Raw genomic sequence first — 22,459 nt, forward strand, 5'->3', positions numbered from 1 at the left:
TTAAATAACTATTTCAAATTCAAACAAATTTATGCTAAAAAGCTTATAGAACGACATAACGCTTTTAATCGTATGCACAGGTTTTAGTATTCTTAGTGTCGTATCAATCTCATAATGATCAAAGCGTCAGTACAGTATTGGGAGTAGTTTCAATAATGACTACTTATCTTTGGGTCATTAAGTCAAGATATCCAGCATGACTCTTGACAAATCCAACGCTACCCCCAGTATGATATAATGCAATAAGGCAGATGCCAGCAACCACCAAAGTGCTGTGATTATACAAATATAATATTTATAATACGCCAATAGTTTTGCCATAATGACAGCACTCAATCAAATCAAACGCCGTGTGTATCTTTTTTTGCAAGCTTTTAGTGGCAAACCCAAACAGGACGACAACAGCATTTGATCCTAGCAACTGAGGTAGATATGAACGAATCAGCCAACCAATTTAGCCCAAGCTCAAGCCAGCCTGTAGATCCCACTATCTTAAGTCTAACGGATAGTGCCGCCCAAAAAGTACGTCGCCTACGTGAAGAGGAAGGTGACAGCAACTTGATGTTACGTGTCTATGTGACTGGTGGCGGCTGTTCTGGGTTTTCTTATGGTTTTAACTTTGCCAATGATCTAAACGAAGACGATGCTAACTTTGATAATGGCGATGTTACATTGGTTGTCGATTCGATGAGCTATCAGTACCTACAAGGCTCTACTGTGGACTATACTGAAGGCCTAGAAGGCGCACGCTTTATCGTGACAAATCCGAACGCGACCACGACTTGTGGTTGCGGTTCATCATTCTCTATCTAAATGGCTTCTTCTATATCGACAGCCAATTTAGCTATTGTTTAAATTATTTTTTCAAGCACCTATCTTATTGTTGGGTGCTTTTTAGTCTCAGACTTTATCTTAAGCATATAAGTACGCTGGAGTCGGCTGAAGCCTCTGAGAAAGTAATGCACATTTAATGAGAAAATACAGATAAAAAACAACTATTGAGTTTGGGTTTTTGCTATTATTTTTAACCTATTTTTTCGTCGGTATCCAGTCAGTTGGCCTTGGGTAAAGCTTATTGTATTTGTAATTGTCCGTGGTTTTCATAGCGGCTTTGAGCTAAACTGACGGAATTCTTCATCCTAATATTTACCTCTTTTATGGTCAAACGTCAGTTGCGTTTTGATCTGCCATAATAAATAACAATAGATGACTATTATGAGTAATTTTGCAAGCAGCTTTGTTAATTTTGACATCCCAAATTGGTTTGACACTCAGCATTTAGCGGGTATGCTCCGCGGTATCGAAAAAGAAGGTTTGCGCGTTAAGCCAGATGGTTTTTTGGCGCAAACACCGCACCCAACCAAACTTGGCTCAAAACTCACCCATCCGTTTATTACGACGGATTACTCAGAAAGTCTGCTTGAGCTCATCACTGATCCCAAGACCTCTCCTAAAGAGACGTTAAATATGCTGCGTCAGCTGCATGTGTTGGTCTATCAAGGTATCCCTGAAGGCGAGCTGATGTGGCCGCTATCCATGCCATGCATGCTGTCGTCTAAAGATGAAGATATTCCGCTGGCTGATTATGGTAGCTCTAATACCGGTAAGCTTAAAACTTTATACCGCAGTGGCCTTGGTATTCGTTATGGTCGCCGTATGCAGGCTATTGCAGGCTTACATTATAACTTATCTTTCGGTGATAATTTATTTGAAGCTTGGCAAGCTAAAATACCAACAGCACAAAGTCAAACGTTGACAGAGTTTAAGAATGAAAAATATCTGGGCCTTATCCGTAACTTTAAGCGCTTGACCAGTTTGGTACTATATCTACTGGGCGCCAGCCCAAGCGTTTGTCCTTGTTTTGTGGCCGGACGTGAACATGACTTAGAGCTGCTAAATGAGTCAACTTATTATAGACCTGCTGCCACCAGCCTACGTATGGGCAAGCTTGGCTATACCAATAGTGTGCAAGAGCAGCTAGACATCCGCTATAACAACTTGCCTGAGTATATCAAAGGGTTACGCCGTGCTATTCAGACGCCGCATGAGAGTTTCAAGGCGTTGGGTTTAAATGATACTAATGGTAATCCTATTCAGATTAATGATCATATTTTGCAAATAGAAAACGAGTATTATAGCCCCATTCGCCCAAAACAAATTGCCATGAGTGGCGAGACACCAACCGAAGCGCTTGAGCGTCGCGGCATTGCCTACGTTGAGTTCCGCGCCATCGATCTCGACCCCTATAGTGATATTGGTATTCGTCTTTCTAGCGCCTGTTTCTTAGAAGTGATGGCGCTGTACTGTCTGTTAAGCGACTCCCCTGATCTGCTCCCTGACGAAGAAGAAGCACTGGCCATTAATCTTGAGCGCGTGGTAAATGAAGGCCGTCGTGAAGGCTTGCACATTATCAATGATGGTGAAGAGCAATTGCTTGAGAGCTGGATGCTGGTACATTTAGAACGTATGCAGCCACTGGCAGCATTGCTCGATGCACATTATGGCGGTAATGATTACCGTGCAGCTGTGGCGTTGATGCAAGGAAAGGCAGGGCATCCTGAGTCGACCATTTCTGCACAAGTAAACTCCGATAGCAAAAGACTTGGCAGTCTATGGCAGCTTGGTTTTACCTTGGCACAGCAGCATCGTGATTCATTGTTACAGCAGACGCTTAGTCCAAACACCCAAGCCAAATATGAGGTGCTGGCAGAAAAATCTATTTTGCAGCAAGCAGAAGTTGAAACAGCTGAGACTGAAAGTTTTATAGACTTTTTGCAGCAGTATCGTTAGTAAATTATTGACCACTATTAATACATCCTACTGATAAATAAACCATTTTATAAGAGTATGTCGCTCATGCAAAAACTGACCAATTATCGCAGTTTACAAGTATTTTTGGTCTTTATGACTGTGATTGGTATGAGTTACGCGTTGTTTTTTTTACAGCGTTATATGGGGTTATCTCCTTGTCCACTTTGTATCTTTCAACGTATTGGCTTAATGGTCATGGGCGCTTTTGCATTAGTAGCCGCTTTGTTTCACCCAAAGTCGATTGCGATACGCTTGCTATTATGGCTTGGTAGCTTGGTGGGTATTGGCTGGGCTACAATCGTAGCAGCACGTCATGTTTGGCTACAGCACTTACCCGCTGACCAAGTCCCTTCATGTGGGCCAGGTTTAGATTACTGGCTCGATACTTTGCCTATGCAGCAGGTACTAAAAGAAGTGTTCGCAGGTTCAGGCGAGTGCGCAACTATCGACTGGACATTTATGGGACTTAGTATTCCTGAACAATCATTAATATTTTTTAGTATTCTGTTGTCGGTACATATATTGATATTGTGGCGTATTTTTCGCCCAGTGAAGACACTAGTTTAATAATAGTAACCCGAATATTGTTGTGCTTTTTTCTTGTCTTGTTTTTTATCCTTTCTTGTAACGTATTCATGGTAAAACACTTTAGGCGTTCAACCAAGAATTCATCTCGTTTAACTTTACTTACTCCTAACAAAACATCTACATAAGAGTAATATCGGTTTGTTAAGGTACCTAGCGTTTATCCCTCTTATACAGTCGTCTATCGGTCAACTTTGACTACTTTCAACCTAACTTATCTTAGAAGTGGTATTTAAGGCAGATAAGCGGTCGTTTAATAAGTATTAAAATACAAAAAGAGATACATCTAACTAATTGAAACCAGTGACGTTTTTACAACGTTGCCGTAACTTATTGACGCTACTATTGAGATAAACACTGATAGATATCTAATTTGCTTTTTTATTATAAAATAAACTTTTATTTTCTTTTTTATATGATGAAACAACTTATCCCTACCCCGCTTATGGTGGTCTCCTTAATCAAACGCTTTGGTAGCCTTTTATTGCCACTGCCGCTTTGTATGATTTTGATTGGCTGTGATAGTCAGTCATCTACGACTGCAGCTGCTCACAATGCATCGATAAAACAGTCTTTAACTGATAGTAAAGTCCGCCATGATAATAAGCATAATTCTGTGCAGGTAGATAGTGATAGTGAAAGTGTTGCTGTAGCAGATGATGTAGTAAGCGTTGATGAAGGTGACTCTTTACTAGCAGCAGCCAAACCTGATAGCCCTGACACCAATGTACAGAGTCGTCGTACTCCGATGATTTCAAATGCTAGTATGGATAGTGAGTTACAGGCGACTTTGATTGGTGATTATGTAGGTATTTTGCCATGTTCTTTTTGTTCTGGTATTACAGTAACCCTAAATTTGTTCGCTGATGGTTCAATCACCAAGACAAGCATCTACGAAAACCCAACTACCCCTAAAGTACCTCTTACTGAATATGGTATCTATCGTCAAGACAATGACACTATTACTATTGTTTATGAAAACGATCAAATCGAGAGCTATCGTATTGAAAACAATCATCTTGTTATGTTAAATGATGATGACACTTTGAACACCGATTACACCTTGTCACTCAAATAAGCAGACGTTTATAGGGTTGGATATAACTCTATACGTATCAATATAGACGCAACTTTATTAAAACTGTCTCAACGACTATTTACGCCTACTTGTTGGGCGTTTTTTATTGGTTATCTATTGGTGTTTACTTTACAATAAGCGCTGCTAACATTCATGCACAAGTTAGTAGCCGTTAAATACTAAATCTTTTTTAATTAATTTATTGACTGTTTATTCTTGTCAGTATGATTTCATTTAATTTCTCATCATAGCGTGGACCATCTATGCATATTCATATTCTTGGTATTTGTGGCACTTTTATGGGTTCATTGGCCTTATTGGCGCGAGAGCTTGGACACAAGGTCACAGGTTCAGATGCTAGTGTCTATCCTCCTATGTCGACTCAGCTTCAAAACGCTGGCGTGACTATCCAAGAAGGCTATCTTATAGAGCATTTGCAACCAACGCCTGATTTGGTGGTCATTGGTAATGCAATGAAGCGCGGTATGGATGTCGTTGAGTATGTGCTTGATCAAGGCATGAAATATACTTCAGGCCCGCAGTTCCTCTCTGAGCAAGTATTGCAATCACGGCATGTATTGGCAGTGGCGGGTACGCATGGTAAGACGACCACGACTACTATGCTGGCATGGATATTACACTATGCTGGCATCGATACTGGGTTTTTGATTGGCGGTGTGCCATTAGTAGATACGACAGATGCGCGCCTGCAAAACGTATTTGCGCACAGCAGTTACTTAGGTGCAGATAGCGAGTCCAATAAAGCTGCAAACTCTATCGAAAGTAATAGTACAACATCTGCAACATCTGCAACATCGGGATATTTTGTCATAGAAGCAGATGAATATGATTCTGCGTTTTTTGATAAACGTTCAAAATTCGTCCATTATCGACCTCGGACTGCTATTTTAAATAACCTAGAATTCGACCATGCCGATATTTTTGCTGATTTAAATGCTATCCAGACTCAATTCCATCATATGGTACGTATGATCCCAAGTTCTGGCAAGATTATCATGCCAGCAGCGACCGCCAGTTTAGAAGATACATTGGCTAAAGGTGTATGGACACCAGTCTGGCGCACCGCAGTGACGGACGAGAGGCTTACAAATATTGCAGCAGTAGATAAAAAAAGCACTACGAACGAAGTTAGGGCAAGTGACTGGCAAGCAGCTCTGTTGACAGAAGATGGTAGTCAGTTCAAAGTAAGCTTTAACGCTGATCCATCAGCGAGTGCTACTGTTGATTGGTCGATGAGCGGTATGCATAACGTTAATAATGCGCTAGTTGCAGTAGCCGCAGCTTATGACGTCGGGGTAGATGTGACGACAGCATGTGCCGCTCTATCAGCGTTCGCAGGTATTAAACGTCGAATGGAGTTAATCGGAGATGTTAACGACATTTTGGTATTTGATGACTTTGCTCATCACCCGACAGCGATTACGACCACCTTAGATGGTGCTAAAAAGAAACTCACCAACAGACGGCTATGGGCGATTATTGAACCACGTAGTAATACCATGAAAATGGGTATTCATCAGGACAGCCTGGCCCAATCAGCAGCACTAGCAGATCATACACTTTGGTATGAGCCTGCTGGTCTTGAATGGGGATTACAAGAAGTCATTGATCGAGCAAAACACAACAGCAATCAGCAGGTTATAAACAGTATAGAAGATATTATTAATCATGTTACGACGCATGCACAAGCGGGTGATGCGATTGTCATTATGTCGAATGGAGGCTTTGAAGGTATCCATCAGCGTTTATTGGCTTCATTGTATGAATTAAATGCTCAAACTTAGCCCTTCTTGTTGAGTTGTGACTCATTGCAACTAATTAACAGCATATAGAATTGATTTGTATTTAAATGCGCTATTTTTATGTTTAAAGATAGCGCTTTTTTATACCTTATTATAAGCTCCATTTTCTCTGTTTATTTTTTGAACAAAAGTATGATTCTACTTAGTAACATCCATATCACTGAGATTACTTTTGTAACCTTCCATTTACTAATTTCATCTGCAAGATAGCAAATGGCTATCTTTTCTCACATAGCACCTACACTGGTAACACTTTATGCTTATTTATACTGACATTAAATGTTTACAATGCTGCTATCAACATTAGAAAAGTCTTAAGAAAAATTCATATAAAATTTTACTATTCGTAATACGTTAGGAGAACAATAATGAGCTTTATTTGGATGATCATCGTAGGTCTTGTTGCAGGACTATTGGCACGAGCTATCAAACCTGGCAGTGACCCCATGGGTTGGATTATGACTATCGTATTAGGTATCGTTGGTGCGATGCTAGGTGGCTTTATCGCTGGACTGATTGGTATTGATGCTGATGGCGGCTTTACTGGTCTATTGTTCTCAGTCATCGGTGCTATCATATTGCTATTTTTGTATGAGATGATCGTGAACAAGCGCCGTGTATAACAGGCTTAGATAAAATAGCATAATCTATCAGACACTATAAAAGACTTTACATATGTAAGGTCTTTTTTTATGCAAAATACTATTGCTATTTTTTAGATGCTATTAGTATCTTATGTGACACCTTAGTACATCCTTTTATATGCTCACCCGTTGATTATTATCACTTTTGCCCTTATTTAACTTATAATACATTGCCTATTCAATTCGCTATTATCGAGGTGCTCCGTCATGGCATTACTCCCTATCTTAAGTTATCCTGATCCACGTTTGCGTACTATCGCAAAGCCAGTTAAAGAAGTCGATGATGAGATCAAAACTTTAATCACTGATATGATCGAGACTATGTATGACGCAGAAGGAATCGGTCTAGCCGCGTCACAAGTTGATCAGCATGTTCAACTGATCGTTATGGATTTGTCTGAAAACAAAGACTCACCTATGGTGTTTATCAATCCAAAAGTAACACCGCTAGTAGAAGAAAAACAACCATATGAAGAAGGGTGTCTTTCTGTGCCTGATGTCTATGATAAGGTTGAACGTCCCAATAAAGTACGTATCGAGGCAATAGATGAAAATGGTCAAGTCATTGATAAAGAAGTAGAAGGGTTGTTGGCTGTCTGTATTCAGCACGAGATGGATCATTTAAATGGAGTCATCTTTGTCGATTATTTATCAAGATTAAAGCAGACTCGCGCACGTGACAAAGTCCGTAAAGTACTTAAAGTACGTGAGAAACAGGGCGAGAGACAAGTGAGTAAAGAGACGCAGACAACTAATGCTTAACTTATGACGCTTAGTTTATTGTTTTCTTTGTTATTTGATTCTTTCTAAAGGCTGTTTTCAAAAGCTATCTTTGTTCCTAGAGATTAGCTCTATTTATTGTCTCGTTATTCTATTTACCTTAAAGGCTTCTTCTCATGACCATGATCAAAATTGACCAATATTTTGACCCTACTGGCTGGAAAAAATTTACTAAAGCTGCTGAAGGTCGTGAGACGCCTTTGCTTGTGGTTGATTTGAGTCGGATTAAAACTAAATATGCTGAAATGGCAGATTTGTTCCCGACTGCTAAGATTCATTATGCAATGAAAGCCAGTCCTGCTGTGGAAGTGATCAACTTGCTGGCTGATCTTGGCTCAAACTTCGACTGTGCTTCTATCTATGAGCTTGATCGCGTTCTTGACTGCGGTGTCGATGCGTCCCGTATCTCTTATGGTAATACAATTAAAAAAGCGGCACATGTCAAATATGCTTTTGAAAAAGGTATTGATTTATATGCAACCGACTCAGAAGCTGACTTAAAAAATATCGCCGAACAGGCACCTGGCTCTAAAGTGTTTGTGCGTATCTTGGTACAAGGTTCAGATACCGCTGAATGGCCATTATCGCGCAAGTTCGGTTGCCATCCTAATATGGCGCTTGAACTACTGGTACAGGCACGTGATTTGGGCTTGGTACCTTATGGTATCTCATTCCATGTAGGTAGTCAGCAAAAAGACGTAGCAGCATGGGATGATGCACTTGCCAAGGTCAAATATATGTTTGACTGGATGAAAAATGAAGAAGATATTAAGCTACAAATGATCAATTTGGGTGGTGGTTTTCCAGCCAACTATATCAGTGAAGTCAATCCTGTAAAGGTCTATGCGGAAGAGATTACACGCTATTTAAGCGATGATTATAGTGCTGAGGACATGCCTGAGATTATCCTTGAGCCTGGACGCTCATTGGTTGGAGGTTCAGGGGTCTTAGTCAGTGACGTGGTACTCATCTCGCGTAAGTCGCATACTGATTTAGCCCGCTGGGTGTACACTGATGTCGGCTTGTTTCAAGGTTTGATCGAAACCTTGGGTGAAGCGATAAAATATCCGGTCTATACGCCAAAAATGGAAACATCGACCAGTGAAGGCACAGTCGTACTGGCAGGCCCAACATGTGATTCGACTGATATCATGTATGAAGAAGCAGGTTATCAATTGCCAGAAGAGTTAGAAGTTGGTGATAAAATCTATTGGCTAACGACTGGTGCTTATACCAACTCATACTCGTCTGTTGAGTTTAATGGCTTTCCGCCGTTAGAAGTGGTCTATATTGACTGAGATTTCGTCGGTATTATTGATAGAAAAGGGCGGTACTGTGATGAGCAGTACCGCCCTTTTTTATATAGCTTGTTTATTAACCTGAAAAACTCTGACCCTTATGGTCTACGCAGTGATGATAGATATGCAATGGCTATTCATTAAGGCTTAGGACTGGTTAATATTTTAAGTCATTTTTAAGTTATAGATGATAACTACTCATTTAAACCCAATACATCCTGCATATTGTATTGTCCAGCTTGCTGCTGAATAATCCAAGTCGCTGCGCGTACGGCTCCAGCGGCAAAGGTCATGCGTGCGCGGGCTCGATGGGTAATCTCAACCACTTCGCCATCCGCGATAAACATGACCGTATGATCACCAATTATTTCGCCGCCGCGAATAGCATGGATACCGATCGTACCTATTTCACGTGCCCCTGTTTGGCCTTCACGGCCATAGATAGCGACGTCTTTTAGATTCTGTCCACGTGCTTCTGCAACAGCCTCCGCCATCATATAAGCGGTGCCTGATGGAGCATCAATCTTATGCTTATGATGTGCTTCAATGATTTCAACATCAGCATCTGTACCAAATGCTTTTGCTGCCATGTTCAATAGCTTCAATGACAAATTAACACCAGTAGAGTAGTTGCCAGCATAGACAATGGCCGTATGCTTGCTGGCCTCGAACAACACTTGCTCTTGCTGTGTACTAAACCCCGTCGTACCAATAACCATCGCTACCTGATGCTCAGCACAAATTTGCATGTTTTGTTCGGTGGCATCTGGTAAGCTAAAGTCGATTAAGACATCTATGTCATCAATTACTGCACTCAAGTCATCGACAACTTTGATATCTAAACGTCCTATAGCGGCTACCTCTCCTGCATCAGCGCCAACTAAGCTGGAACCTTGACGCTCAATAGCTGCGCTTAATGACGTTTGCGGATTGTCTTGCACTGCTTCGATTAGCATACGCCCCATACGACCGCCAGCCCCGATAACGCCGACATTGATAAATTGTCCTTTCGCTTGTTGAGTCATATTCTTTCCTAAAGCCTTATTGTTTTATATGGTTATTTTTGAGGTTATATAGTTGATACTAAATTAAATGGATACACTAGATTATGACGCGAGACTGGGGAAAATTTTTCTTGCATGCTGTATCTACGCTGACAGAGGCTGCGCAAAATTTGTCCCAGTCTCACTGTATCTCTTTTATATTGACCTGACTATAGATAACCTATACCAAATATCATAGCATGAATTATTTTTTATACAGCCACTAAAAAGCCCAATAGTTTCACGTGAAACTATTGGGCTAAAATATTTAGATTGATTGATTAAGCCAAACGATCAGTTGCACAATCTATCAGTCGAACAATTCGCCAATTTTCTTAAAGAATGATTTTTTATGTGGCGACTGTTGATGTTTGCTATCATCATCGAGCGTATCTTGGAATTGGCGTAGCAAGTCCTTTTGCTCACGATTTAGGTTCACCGGCGTCTCGATGACCACTCGGCAAATCAAATCACCCTGCATCGTTGTACGTACAGGTGTGACACCTTTACCGCGCACGCGTAATAGCTTACCGCTTTGTGTCCCTTCAGCAACTTTGATTTTTACCTTACCATCTAAAGTGGGGATTTCGACCTCTTTACCAAGCGCTGCATCAGTAATGCTAACAGGCACATCCATATACAGATCCGCACCCTGACGAGTAAAGACGTTGTGCGGTTTGACGCGTACTTCAACATACAAGTCGCCGTTTTGCACGCCTGCCCCGCCCGCTTCGCCTTCACCAGCCAGACGTACGCGATCACCATCATCGACCCCTGCTGGAATAGAAACTTCTAGCGTACGTGACTTTTCTTTGACGCCATCACCATGACAGTCAGGACATGGGTTTTTAATCTGTTTACCCGTGCCACCGCAATGTGGACAAGCTTGCTGTACCGCAAAGAAACCTTGCTGCATACGAATCTGACCTTGACCATGACAGGTCTGACACGTAACCACATCAGAGGCGTCTTTTGCGCCTTTACCATCACAAGTATCACAAGGGGCTGGTGCAGTAAAGCTGATCTCTTTTTTGCAGCCACGTACTGCTTCTTCTAGTGTCAGCTCGATTACATAACGCAGATCAGAACCACGGCGTGAACGCCCGCCGCCGCCACCGCGTGACTGACCAAAGATATCGCCGAAGTTTCCAAAGATATCGCCAAAGATATCTTGGAAGTTACCTGCGCCTGCCCCGCCAAAGCCGCCACCGCCCATACCATTTTCAAAGGCAGCATGACCCATACGATCATAGGCTGAGCGTTTGTCTGCATCGCTCAAGACTTCATATGCCATGGACGCTTCTTTGAATTTTTCTTCAGCTTCAGGATCATCAGAATTACGATCGGGATGATACTTCATTGCCAGCTTGCGGTATGAACGTTTGATCTCTTTGCTATCTGCAGTCTTACTGACGCCTAATACTTCATAAAAATCACGCTTACTCATGGGCTCTCCTCTCGTCATTACAGTCACGCCAACGGGCAAATTCATCAACCACCATGTTAATTCTTACAATTAGGCATCTGCATATGTTTCACATGAAACATTAGCTATATGATAAAAATGTAGGAAGTATATGAAAATTGCGAGTTAAAATGGCGGTGTGCTGCTTTAACCAAATCAATTAATATATGTTTGCGCTATTAATGGAGACCCTAAGTTGATTTATCAAGTTACCAAATTATTAAATTATTGATTGCTGTATCAACGCTTATATAGTCATTACTCAGGCAGCAAACCTACGTAACATTTTCACACTTATATTGACCAAAGTCATGCTAGTATTTATCGCCATATTGATAATATCAAGTCCGCTAAAAGGTAGCCCAATCAATGAAAAAGCTTATAACACTGTTTACATTATTGGTCGTCATTATAGTCGCTATTTATGCAGGTTCGCCTTATTACAGCGCCTATCAGCTCAAAAATGCTTATGATGATAAAGATGGTGCGACTATTGCGGCTGCCATCAATTACGACCGAGTACGGCCCAATATAAAGACCCAACTGACCAGTAGATTTTCCAATACAATGAATCAGTACCCATTAGTTGCAGAGCTTGGCGGTGAGCCTCTGGCAAAAGCGGCTAATAGCTTTATTGTGCAGGCAGTAGATAGCGCAGTTACTCCGCAAAATATCGAGAGGCTGATCAATACTCAAGGACAAGCCAATACTGCGACCAAAGAGCTTGCCGCCGCTTGGGCAATCTCTAGCAATCAAATTGATCTTAAAAACCTTATCCAGGACTTGATTATTCATCGCGGTGATGTTGATATCGTAGTCAAACAACAAGTGCAGCAGATGATGAATCAGCAAGCCGCCCAATTAGAGCAGCAGGCAGCTCAAGGGACAGACAGCGATAAGCCGACCTTAAACTATTGTGGTCTTAATTGCTTTACCATTAGTGGTCAAGTCAAAGGCTACCCGATTACTATAAAGATGCAGCGTGAAGGCCTTATCGACTGGAAAATCGTAGATGTCGTGTTGCCATAAGTTATTTAGTCCTGCCGTAAATCTTGAATAAAATACAATAAAAAACCGCCCTATAAACATAGTTTATAAGGCGGTTTTTATTGACGATCTTCTTTAAGAAGAATGACAGAGGTATCTACTTGACTCCCAAGAACTCTAAGAACTCAGGACTCTCAAAACTGGCTTGATAGAGCACCCCATCTTCACGGTAGATTGCAGGCGTGGCTATAACGGCCAGTCCAGCTGCCTTTTCACGGTTCGGTGTCACATAATCTGCGCTACAGCTAGCTGATGCAGGTGTCATCGCACCCGTTAGCATGGCTTTATCAAATGCCTTGCGACGACTGCTATCATCTGCCTGACACCAAATACCACGCATTTGCGCCGGTGACTGCTCATATATTGGATAGCCGATGACTTTTACGGTTACGCCCTTTGCATTCAGCATCGGTAGTTGTTGATGCAATCTGCGGCAATAAGGACAATTCACATCGTCGGCTACATAGATAACGGCTCTCTCAGCGCTAGTCGCTGGATAGGTTATTAGTTGTTTGTCATCTAAGGTTTTAAACACCGACTGGTTTTTACGCTTTTCAAACTCTTCATCCAGTCCGGTAAACTGACCATTCTCAATGACGGATATTTCACCATCTGTAATATATTGCGCGTCATCGGATAATAAAAATGGTACACCCTCTAAAGTCGCGCCCCAAAGCACGCCCGGTACCGCGGTATAAAAGAACGGTGTTTTAGCGCTCATGTTTTTGAGCTCATTCATATTAGCAAGTACCGCAGATTTGACCGCAGCGCTTACTGGCATACCTATTTGCGCACTATTGCTACGCGCTGGGGTTTTGGTCACGACACGCTTGCTTGGGTTCTTTTGTAGCTCGCCTTGGATAACGTATTTGCCATCAGCAGTAATATGTAATGGCGTTTGACCAGCAAGATCAACTTGATACATGTTAGGTAAATTAGATGGCGAAATAGAAGTAATTTGCGTCTTAATACCAGCTTGGGTCAGCACTTGGCGTAGCTGACTATCGATAGCAGCACTAACTTCGCCAGTTGCTGTTGTATTCTTTGCGTTTTGGCTAGTGTTTTGACTCGTACTTTTACTTATGGAGTTCTTAACGGTTGGCTCAGCGCAGGCAGTCGTCACTAATAACATGGTACTAATAAGACTAGCAAATTTTAATACAGGTCGTTTCACAAGCGTTGTCCTATCAAGTTCGTAGTAGATTACTGAATCAAAACTTCTAAATTTTCTTCAATTAAGGTCTTTTAATTAAGAACTTTAATTCATGTTCTTTATTTCTTAATTTTAAAACAAGAAACTATATTTAGAAGATTATATTGAAAACAGCAACACTATGTAAAAAAGTAGATTAATTAAGCTGCTGAGACTGTAGCACATTGGCAGATTTTTATAAGCACTTGATAAGCGCTGAGTGCTTTATTTTGCAAAACTGCTACCCAGCTTTAAGAGACAGGCAACATCAACAAACAGACGACCGATACGGTGCCTGCTGCTGATAGTTGTTTTGGGTAACTGGCTTTTTACGAGTGGATGTTGGAAAGAGTATGAGGCAACTTTTCTGCTACATAAAGTCTAGAATTTCGCGACTTCTTCTTCTGTCAAAAAGCGGCTATCCCCTTTATCCAAACCTTCTAATGTAATATGACCAATACTGGCGCGGTGTAGTTCAACGACCTTATTACCGAAATAACCCATCATACGTTTGACCTGATGATACTTGCCTTGCTCTAACGTCAGACGAGCATGAATCTCATCAATGAACTCGAGTGTCGCAGGTTTAGTCGGCTCGTAATCCCCTTCTAGCAAAATACCTTCAGCGACCTTTTTGATAGCTTTTTCTTGCGCCTCGCTGTCCATCGGATCTGCTAAGGTCAACTCGTAGACTTTTGCGTGCTCGTGTTTAGGACTGGTCACCCGATGTAGCCAACCGCCATCATCACTCATCAGTAACGCCCCAGTAGTATCCACATCGAGGCGTCCGGCGATACGCAAACTGCCTAATTCTGGTACTGCGATCAGCTCGGTAACGACAGGGTATTCTTTAGCCTTTAACGTACATTCAAAGCCTTCTGGCTTATGCAATAGAATATAACGATTGCCTGTCGCCACTGACAGTGGTTCGCCTACCCACATGACATCATCGTTAATGATATCGACATGTACACCAGGATCTTTGATAACTTCGTCGTTGACGGTGACTTCGCCTGCGTGCAGAATTTTTTTGGATTCTTTGCGCGACAGTTCCGTGGCTTTACTAATAAATTTATCTAAACGCATGCTATTTGCTACCATTAGTTTTGTTATAGTGAGGCAAGTTTAACATATCCCATCTAAACCTAGGTGTATCATCAAAACAATATAGACGCTAAAAACAAAACTGCGATATGGGCTAACGTGCTACTGAAAATATTTTTTCTTGCGTGCTGTGCCTACGCAGACAGAGGCTACGCAAAATTTATTTCTAGTGGCACTATGTCTAATTTCAGATTGGATTAATTATATGAGTTATCACACCCTGCAAAAAGCCATCACTGCTCGTCTTGAAATCAAGAAATCTGAATTCATTACTTACGCTTATCCGGTCACCACGCGAGAACAAGCCATGTTTCACGTGGAACAGCTACGTGAACAATATGCTGATGCACGTCATTGGTGCTGGGCTTATATCATTGGTGACCCTGACAATACAACGAGCGCAGGCTTTGATGATGATGGCGAACCCAACGGTACAGCAGGTCGGCCTATTTTAAACGTCCTACAGCACAAGTCTATCGGTAACGTTATTATTATCGTCGTGCGTTATTTTGGTGGTATTAAACTGGGTGCTGGCGGCCTGACTCGTGCTTATTCAGGCTCTGCGCAAGCGGCAGTGGATGAGATGATATTGCGCCCTTATGTACCAATGGCTCAAGTACAAATACTGGCAGAGTTCGCTACTGAAGCGCAATGTCGCTACGTAGTAGAAAGCTTAAATGGCAGTATTGATGACGTAAATTATAGTAAGCAGGTTACGTTAACCGTGACTATTGCTGAAGCTGATATTGAGACTTTAAAAGAGCGTCTGGCAATGGATGGACGGGTGCTAGAGGATGAGTAATCACCGCTAGTCTTCAAAATAAATAGCAATAAAATAATCAGTCAAACCAAGAGAGTTGCCATGCCAGTACTTAACCTAGCAGAATTGAAAACCCCGCCTATTATCAATGGTAATACTTTTAACTTTGAGCCCTTTGAGCCGCCTTTTTGGCTCAGCAATGCCCACTTACAAACCATCCTGCCTACTGTCCTTGTCAAACATAATCCTGCCTATCGTCGCGAGCTAATACTAGACTCTCATCAAATCAGTGAAGTGGCTTATGATTTCATCGATAATAGTGAGCCACAACCAGAACACAATCAACGTTACAAAACGCCATTGATAGTATTATTTCATGGGATGGAGGGCAGTAGTGCCAGTCATTATGCTCGGACGTTAGCCACTTATGTCAAGCAGCAAGGCTGGCACTTTGTAGTGGGACATTTTCGTGGCTGCGGCGGCGTGCCAATGTCCGATAAGGTGGTCTACCATGCTGGTGATAGCGAAGAGACCCATCATACGCTGGGAGTATTGGCCGAGCGCTACGAAACTATTTATGCTTTGGGAGTCTCACTAGGGGGAAACTTATTGGCACGTTATATGGCAGATTATGGTGATGATGCCATTTGTGCAGCCGCAGCAGTGGTATCAGCGCCCCTTGATTTGGCATCAGCCACAACGGCGATGGAAAACCTCATAGGTCGCAGGCTATATACACCCTATTTACTAAACCCTATGCTGACCAAGGTTTTGAGTCAGCAGTTAGATGTTACAGAGCTCAATAAAATTACCGCCAGCGAGCGCATTCAGGAGTTTGACGAGGCCTTTACCGCGCCGCGCCTAGGTTACCGCTCGCCTTATGACTATTATCGCCAAGCCTCGGCGATGCCGCACCTGCATAAAATTAGCAAACCAACCCTGATTATCACGGCTAAAGACGACCCTTTTTTGGGTATTAATGCTACGGCAGGTGATGTCTCAAACAGCGTGATATTGTACGAGCCGGTGCATGGTGGCCACATTGGCTTTGTACGTTGGAAAGACAAAGGGTTAGATACCAATTGGGTGCCAGAAATAGCGCTACAGTTTTTTAACGCTGCTGCGTCTGCTTAAATAACTGCCCTTTGCGGCAATCCTCTTCCTATTAATTTTACTCAGACCTTAACCATGTCATAAATATTAGACTAGTTAATACCATTTTAGTAACCATCTTTAAGTAACCAAGCGTTCACTGAAAACCATTGGTTTTAACCCTGTCAGTCGGTATGATAAGTCACTGTTTTTGATAACAACTTATATAAGACTGACCTATGCAAACTTCAAAACCTTCAAAGCAAACTTCAAAACCTTCAAATACCGCAAAGCCATTCGCTCCTGCTCCTTTTAAGCCACCATTTTGGCTGACTAATCCTCATCTGCAAAGTATCTTGCCCAAGTTTTTTGCGCCAGAAGTGCCAAAGTATCGGCGGGCAGTCAAGCAAGACTCGTTGTGTGAGACTGACATTGCTTATGACTTCTACGATGCGCATCCAATAGAAGCAGCGAACGACGGTACACTTGAGCAAACACCTTTAGTCGTGCTATTTCACGGAATGGAAGGTAGTAGCGATAGCCATTATGCGCGCGCATTGGCCTATCAAATGCATAACGATGGCTGGCACTTTGTAGTGGCACACTTTCGCAGTTGTGGCGGTATTCCGGCCAACGGGCGCGTCTTTTATAATGCTGGAGACACTGAAGAGGTGCATCACATGCTGCAGAATTTACGTGAGCAATATGCCCATATCTATGCGGTAGGCGTCTCGCTAGGCGGTAATGCGCTGGCAAAATACATGGGTGAATATGGTGATGAAGCGCTATGCGAGGGTGCCGTGGTCATCTCCGCTCCTGTCGATATGTCGTCAGCTGCTCTAAGTATGCATAGTTTCTTGAGTCATCGTATTTATACGCCGTATTTACTCAATCCAATTATCAAGAAAGCACTGGCAAATGATATCACCGTAGAGGAAATTGCCTCTATCAAGTCGGTCAATCGTATCAGTGACTTTGATAATATCTTTACCGCGCCGCGTCATGGCTATCGCTCCAAAAACGACTATTACCACTCCTCATCAGCTCTACCCTACTTAATAAATGTTACCCATCCGCTACTGCTGATTAGTGCCAAAGATGATCCCTTTATTGGCTTTACCGCCACTCAAGGCGATGTCTCTGATAGCGTCACTATCCTTGATACCGAGCATGGTGGACATATTGGTTACCTGCGTTATCGCTCAGCTAGCAAACAGGCCGACAAGGTGAAATCCAGCTCTAAGCAATCGAAAAAGAATGGTAAAAAAACCAAGACCTCAAAATTCGATATCAATTGGATACCTGAAACCGTTAGCGCTTTTTTTCACTCAATTGGCATTCCGTCTAACGATATTTCACTTGATAATGTTTCATCTGAAAACACTTCATCCCATGAATAACCATCTAATGAGCCTTAACCCTAAGCCCTAAACTATTGAGAGTCTGTCATGTATCCATTTTTCCGTTATGCTAAATCTATCACTAGGGCTGTCATCGCTAATAAAAAAGCCGATCAACTAGACTTAGCAGATACCAGCGAGATTGAGATTCACTGTAGCTTGACAGACATTGATAATTTTTTAGAGATGAATAATGGTCGCGTGCTGACGTTGTTCGATTTGGGACGTACTGACTTTGCCATTCGTACTGGCCTTGGTAAACAATTACTACATAAACGTTGGGGGCTGGTCGTAGCTGGCAGCACCGTACAATATCGCAAACGCATTCGCGCTTTTGATAAGGTCACGATTAAGACGCACGTCGCTGCTATTGATGAGCGCTGGATTTACGTGGAACAATCAATGTGGGTGAAAGGCAAGCCCTGCTCGTCTGCCCTACTACGGACAGGCGTCACTAGCAAAGGGCGCGTGATTGAAACTCAAGAAGTGCTGGATGCGATGGGTAAGTCTGATTGGGGTATGCCGCCGACTGGCTATGTAGCAGAATGGATTGAGAGTGATGATGACCGTCCATGGCCGCCTTTAGGTTAGGCTAACTGTAAATTTATTTTTGATAATCTTTCGCAGCCAGTTAACCTTAAGACTACTATTCCACAACATTACATTATACAAATACGTATAATAATTGTTAGGATATTAGTGAGTAGAACATTCCATTAAATATAGTCTAATAAGGAAAATAAAATGGTTAATAATACGGATTACGTTGGAACGCTATTTGATAATAGTGAGTCAAACCCAGGCAAAATTACTTTAGCCTTTACGATGGCAGGTGTCGCGCTTAAAAAAGGTCACTCTGCATCAGTGATACTGATGGTAGACGCGGTACACCTAGCATTGCCGAACGCTTTGGATAACGTCGATATTGGCGATCCGTTCGACCCTGCTAAGGATTTGCTAGAAGCGTTTGTAGAGAAAGGTGGTAACGTCTTAGTCTGCGGTGCCTGTATGAAACACGGCGGTGTGGAAGAGTCAGACATCGATAAGCGCTTTACCGTCATCAGCGGCGATGATGTGGTTGAGCTATTGATGAATGCGAAGGGGTCTTTGCAGTTGAACTAAAACTTAAGAATTGAAGTTGTGAAAATGGGCTGGTTTTCTTAACTGTCTTTTTGATGGTTTGGGGAACTGGCTTATTTTTTGACGTATCACTTAACTACAAAACCGTAGTCAACTATTTTAACTACAATCTTGTAGCCAAAATTTGCTCCTTTTATTGAACAACTAAATACACATTATCTAACATGCAAGCTGTCTGGCTTTGTTAAAGTAAGTCATGCAAATCTCATAATAAGATAACAAGGAAGCCCATCATGACCTTAATGAATACTCTTAATTTAGCCTGCCCTATCATTCAAGCACCGATGGCAGGAGCAACCACGCCCGAGCTGGCGGCGACAGTCAGTAACTTTGGCGGATTGGGATCATTGGGGTCTAGCACGACGGCGCCAGATGTTTTGGATAAGCAAATTGACACTATTAAATCGCTCACCGACCGCCCTTTTATGATCAATCTGATGGTGTTGTCTGAGCATGACTCCAGTACGTTAGATAGCGAGATTCCTGCTTGGCTAAGTAATTTCTATCAAGAAAAAAATATAGAAATGGCGTTACCTGAACGACCAGCGCTAAGCTTTGCAGATCAACTACAAGTGCTCTATGACAATCCCGTCCCTGTAGCCAGCTTTACCTTTGGTATTATCAGCGCCGAGCAAGTGCAGCATTTACAGAGTCTAGGCACACGCGTCATCGGTACCGCCAATCATCCATTGGAAGCAAAAGCATGGGCAGAGATTGGCGCTGACGCAGTATGCGTGCAGGGGGTAGAAGCTGGTGGACATCGCGGTGGTTGGTTGCCACAAAGCGCAAACGATCCAATGGGATTATTGACGCTGATTAGTCAAACGCGGGCTTGCACCGATATTCCGTTAATCGCTGCGGGTGGGATTATGACTGGGCAAGCCATCAAAGCAATTCAAACAGCAGGGGCTGAGCTGGCACAAATCGGTACGGCATTTTTGACCACAGATAAGTGCGGTATCAATGCTACCTATAAACAGGCGCTACTCGATGCCAGTCAAGATAATCGCAGTAGCGAAACACGCTTAACGCGGCTGTTTTCAGGTAAGCAGGCACGCGGCTTATTAAATGATTATTTACGTGATTTTGCGCAATTTGAAAACGCGCATGAGCTACCGCCTTACCCACAATTAAATGCCATGACCAAAGACTTGCGTGCCCATGCAAAAAAGACTCTTGATGCAGAACATCAGTCTTTATGGGCAGGACAAGGAGTCGCTTTGGTCAGACAAGAAGGCACGATTGAATTGCTAGAGCGACTGGTAAAAGAGTTGTAATTTAATTAGCGTAGGCCCAGTTTTTAACCCTGAGAAGCGTTAAAAAATTGTACTGTAATTTTAGCTTTGCAAGGAAAATGCTGGGTTAAAAACCCAGCCTACCATCTATACTTAAATAACTATTTAACTACCTCTTTGGCCCCTCCCGAAACGAATTATAATTCTTCAGCGTTTCTTTTACCGCTTCGCTCATCGGCATATAACTGACTTTTACCTTCCTCTGTAAACTGTATGACCATCTCATAAAAAATGACAGTCAAATGATCATAAAGCATGCCGCGGGTTTACAGCTCTAATAAAGACGGCATAAGCTTTCTCGTCTATGATAAGCGTTTCGTTTAGTCAGCCCCAGATAGCGCCAAAGGATAAACATTGAGTAATACAGACATATCTTCCAGTAAACAACGTGACCTTACCCAAGGGTCGATTGCCAAAACGATGCTCCTGTTTGCCTTGCCAACGCTTGGCTCATCGGCGCTGCAATCCTTAAATGGCTCAATCAATGCTATTTGGGTAGGACGGTTTTTGGGTGAAGAAGCGCTGGCGGCGACGGCAAACGGCAATATCTTGATGTTTATCCTGATATCCTTTGTGTTTGGCTTTGGTATGGCGTCAACGATCTTAATCGGTCAAGCCATGGGTCAGCGCAATGAGGATGTGGTCAAACGCACCATGGGTACAGCGCTTGGTAGTATTATTCCAATAAGTGTGTTGGTCGCGGCTGTAGGATGGATATTTGCGCCACTGCTGCTTGATTTATTAGGGACGCCGCCAAGTGCTGTGGATCTGGCTCTGAGTTATCTGCGCATGATATTCGTTGCTATGCCGGTTACCCTAACCTTTACGCTGATCATGATGGCGTTACGTGGTACGGGTGATTCTACGACGCCGCTTTGGTTCATATCGATGTCGGTCGCTATTGATTTGGTGTTGACCCCTACGCTTATTTTGGGCCTCGGACCCTTCCCTGAATGGGGTATCTTTGGTTCAGCATTTGCTACTGCCGTTGCCAATACATTGGCGCTGATTGGCATTCTTACCACTATGTATTTTCGTGGTTCTGTGCTGGCGCTTAGTAAGCCTGAGCTGCGGTTTTTGCGTGCAGATAGAGAAATTCTAAAATCAATGTTTTCAAAAGGGCTGCCGATGGGTCTTCAGATGATCGTCATCTCGTCAGCGGCACTGACGATGCTTTCTTTGATCAACCGCGAGGGAGTGCAGACGACAGCCGCTTATAGTGCCACGCAGCAGCTTTGGACCTATGTACAGATGCCTGCAATGGCGCTCAGTGCAGCAGCAAGCGCCATGGTGGCGCAAAACATCGGGGCAGGACAATGGAATAGGGTGGCAAAAATAACTCACTGGGGGCTTGTCTTTAATGTGGTGTTGACAGGCGCTGTCATCGTAGCGCTGACAATATTTGATGAAGCTGTCTTAAGCCTTTTCCTCGGTAGTGATAGTCCAGCGGTACCGATTGGGCGTCATATTCAACTGATGGCAACATGGGGCTTTGTGTTTTTTGGCATAGCGCAGGTATTTTTTGGTACCATGCGTGCCAATGGCTATGTAATCTGGCCACTGATTGTGATGGTAATTTCAATGTATCCTGTGCGGCTTGGCTTCGCGTTTGGATTTTATTCAACCCTTGGTAGTGACGCGCTTTGGCTATCGTTTCCAGCGGGAATGGTAGCGACCGCGCTTATGGGAGCAGGATTGTATCTGTATGGCGGCTGGCGTAAAGGTAAGCTGTTACCTGAAGAGGAAGCGGCACAAACAACCGAGGGTTATCGCGCCCATGCAGGCACTTGTTCGGCGTGCCGTGATGTGACACCGACGACGTCATGGGAGCAATCTGAAGATAAAAGAGCGGTTGCTCAGCGTTCATGATTACAAGGTTAATCAGGTAATTGTGATTACCGG

Annotated in this window: 20 protein-coding genes; 16 read left to right on the top strand and 4 right to left on the bottom strand. The window is 42.9% G+C overall.

The genetic code is table 11. The features are described 5' to 3' along the window. Window positions 1-432 precede the first annotated feature (432 nt). The 8 genes from erpA to ACS8FC_RS05925 all read left to right on the top strand — a co-directional run bounded on the left by erpA (window position 433) and on the right by ACS8FC_RS05925 (window position 9,019). Window positions 433-813 carry an iron-sulfur cluster insertion protein ErpA gene (gene erpA / locus ACS8FC_RS05890; protein WP_299218789.1) on the top strand — a complete coding sequence of 127 codons (381 nt, stop codon included), beginning with the start codon at window positions 433-435 and terminating at the stop codon, window positions 811-813. Between the two features lie 402 nt (window positions 814-1,215). Beyond that, the gene (gene gshA / locus ACS8FC_RS05895; RefSeq protein WP_439262554.1) at window positions 1,216-2,790 is read left to right on the top strand and encodes a glutamate--cysteine ligase; all 1,575 of its coding nucleotides are present in this window, start codon (window positions 1,216-1,218) and stop codon (window positions 2,788-2,790) included. 66 nt (window positions 2,791-2,856) lie between these two features. Next, the gene (locus ACS8FC_RS05900) at window positions 2,857-3,378 is read left to right on the top strand and encodes a disulfide bond formation protein B (protein WP_439296147.1); all 522 of its coding nucleotides are present in this window, start codon (window positions 2,857-2,859) and stop codon (window positions 3,376-3,378) included. Between the two features lie 433 nt (window positions 3,379-3,811). Then, the gene (locus ACS8FC_RS05905; protein ID WP_439296148.1) at window positions 3,812-4,474 is read left to right on the top strand and encodes a copper resistance protein NlpE; all 663 of its coding nucleotides are present in this window, start codon (window positions 3,812-3,814) and stop codon (window positions 4,472-4,474) included. A gap of 263 nt (window positions 4,475-4,737) precedes the next feature. Beyond that, complete coding sequence (mpl, locus tag ACS8FC_RS05910) at window positions 4,738-6,279, top strand: UDP-N-acetylmuramate:L-alanyl-gamma-D-glutamyl-meso-diaminopimelate ligase (RefSeq protein ID WP_439296149.1); 1,542 nt, start codon at window positions 4,738-4,740, stop codon at window positions 6,277-6,279. A gap of 386 nt (window positions 6,280-6,665) precedes the next feature. Further along, complete coding sequence (locus ACS8FC_RS05915; RefSeq protein ID WP_439262561.1) at window positions 6,666-6,920, top strand: GlsB/YeaQ/YmgE family stress response membrane protein; 255 nt, start codon at window positions 6,666-6,668, stop codon at window positions 6,918-6,920. A gap of 228 nt (window positions 6,921-7,148) precedes the next feature. Continuing rightward, window positions 7,149-7,703 carry a peptide deformylase gene (def, locus tag ACS8FC_RS05920; protein ID WP_439262563.1) on the top strand — a complete coding sequence of 185 codons (555 nt, stop codon included), beginning with the start codon at window positions 7,149-7,151 and terminating at the stop codon, window positions 7,701-7,703. Window positions 7,704-7,843: 140 nt separating this feature from the next. Continuing rightward, on the top strand, window positions 7,844-9,019 hold the full coding sequence (locus ACS8FC_RS05925) for a type III PLP-dependent enzyme (RefSeq protein WP_439262628.1): 1,176 nt from the start codon (window positions 7,844-7,846) through the stop codon (window positions 9,017-9,019). Between the two features lie 194 nt (window positions 9,020-9,213). Here ACS8FC_RS05925 and dapB read toward each other — a convergent pair whose 3' ends face one another. Together dapB and dnaJ are read right to left on the bottom strand one after the other, a co-directional pair. Further along, window positions 9,214-10,044, bottom strand: a complete 831-nt coding sequence (gene dapB / locus ACS8FC_RS05930) for a 4-hydroxy-tetrahydrodipicolinate reductase (protein ID WP_439262565.1) — start codon at window positions 10,042-10,044, stop codon at window positions 9,214-9,216. A gap of 328 nt (window positions 10,045-10,372) precedes the next feature. Then, window positions 10,373-11,509, bottom strand: coding sequence for a molecular chaperone DnaJ (gene dnaJ / locus ACS8FC_RS05935; RefSeq protein WP_439262567.1), 1,137 nt, complete (start codon window positions 11,507-11,509; stop codon window positions 10,373-10,375). 387 nt (window positions 11,510-11,896) lie between these two features. On the opposite strand from dnaJ, the gene ACS8FC_RS05940 reads away from it, so the two are divergent. Further along, entirely contained in the window at window positions 11,897-12,556 is a 660-nt protein-coding gene (locus tag ACS8FC_RS05940) for a DUF2939 domain-containing protein (protein ID WP_439262569.1), read from the top strand. Between the two features lie 115 nt (window positions 12,557-12,671). Here the strand turns inward: ACS8FC_RS05940 and ACS8FC_RS05945 are convergent, their stop codons facing one another. Both ACS8FC_RS05945 and ACS8FC_RS05950 read right to left on the bottom strand, forming a co-directional pair. Beyond that, window positions 12,672-13,748: a disulfide isomerase DsbC N-terminal domain-containing protein gene (locus tag ACS8FC_RS05945; protein WP_439296150.1), complete on the bottom strand. Its 1,077-nt coding sequence runs from the start codon at window positions 13,746-13,748 to the stop codon at window positions 12,672-12,674. Window positions 13,749-14,147: 399 nt separating this feature from the next. After that, a complete protein-coding gene (locus ACS8FC_RS05950) occupies window positions 14,148-14,852 on the bottom strand; it encodes a pseudouridine synthase (RefSeq protein WP_439296151.1) in 705 nt (234 codons plus the stop codon). Between the two features lie 223 nt (window positions 14,853-15,075). Here ACS8FC_RS05950 and ACS8FC_RS05955 point away from each other — a divergent pair, with 223 nt between their 5' ends. The 7 genes from ACS8FC_RS05955 to ACS8FC_RS05985 all read left to right on the top strand — a co-directional run bounded on the left by ACS8FC_RS05955 (window position 15,076) and on the right by ACS8FC_RS05985 (window position 22,426). Continuing rightward, complete coding sequence (locus tag ACS8FC_RS05955) at window positions 15,076-15,672, top strand: YigZ family protein (RefSeq protein ID WP_439296152.1); 597 nt, start codon at window positions 15,076-15,078, stop codon at window positions 15,670-15,672. Between the two features lie 60 nt (window positions 15,673-15,732). Further along, window positions 15,733-16,764, top strand: a complete 1,032-nt coding sequence (locus ACS8FC_RS05960) for a YheT family hydrolase (RefSeq protein ID WP_439296153.1) — start codon at window positions 15,733-15,735, stop codon at window positions 16,762-16,764. Window positions 16,765-16,961: 197 nt separating this feature from the next. Then, complete coding sequence (locus tag ACS8FC_RS05965; protein ID WP_439296154.1) at window positions 16,962-18,122, top strand: YheT family hydrolase; 1,161 nt, start codon at window positions 16,962-16,964, stop codon at window positions 18,120-18,122. A 48-nt stretch (window positions 18,123-18,170) separates the two neighbouring features. Then, the gene (locus ACS8FC_RS05970; RefSeq protein WP_439296155.1) at window positions 18,171-18,713 is read left to right on the top strand and encodes an acyl-CoA thioesterase; all 543 of its coding nucleotides are present in this window, start codon (window positions 18,171-18,173) and stop codon (window positions 18,711-18,713) included. Between the two features lie 153 nt (window positions 18,714-18,866). Then, the gene (locus ACS8FC_RS05975; RefSeq protein WP_439262580.1) at window positions 18,867-19,244 is read left to right on the top strand and encodes a DsrE family protein; all 378 of its coding nucleotides are present in this window, start codon (window positions 18,867-18,869) and stop codon (window positions 19,242-19,244) included. Between the two features lie 251 nt (window positions 19,245-19,495). After that, the gene (locus ACS8FC_RS05980; protein ID WP_439296156.1) at window positions 19,496-20,539 is read left to right on the top strand and encodes an NAD(P)H-dependent flavin oxidoreductase; all 1,044 of its coding nucleotides are present in this window, start codon (window positions 19,496-19,498) and stop codon (window positions 20,537-20,539) included. 372 nt (window positions 20,540-20,911) lie between these two features. Next, window positions 20,912-22,426, top strand: coding sequence for an MATE family efflux transporter (locus tag ACS8FC_RS05985; RefSeq protein ID WP_439262584.1), 1,515 nt, complete (start codon window positions 20,912-20,914; stop codon window positions 22,424-22,426). Window positions 22,427-22,459 lie beyond the last annotated feature (33 nt).

Source organism: Psychrobacter sp. 1Y4, from assembly GCF_051847555.1.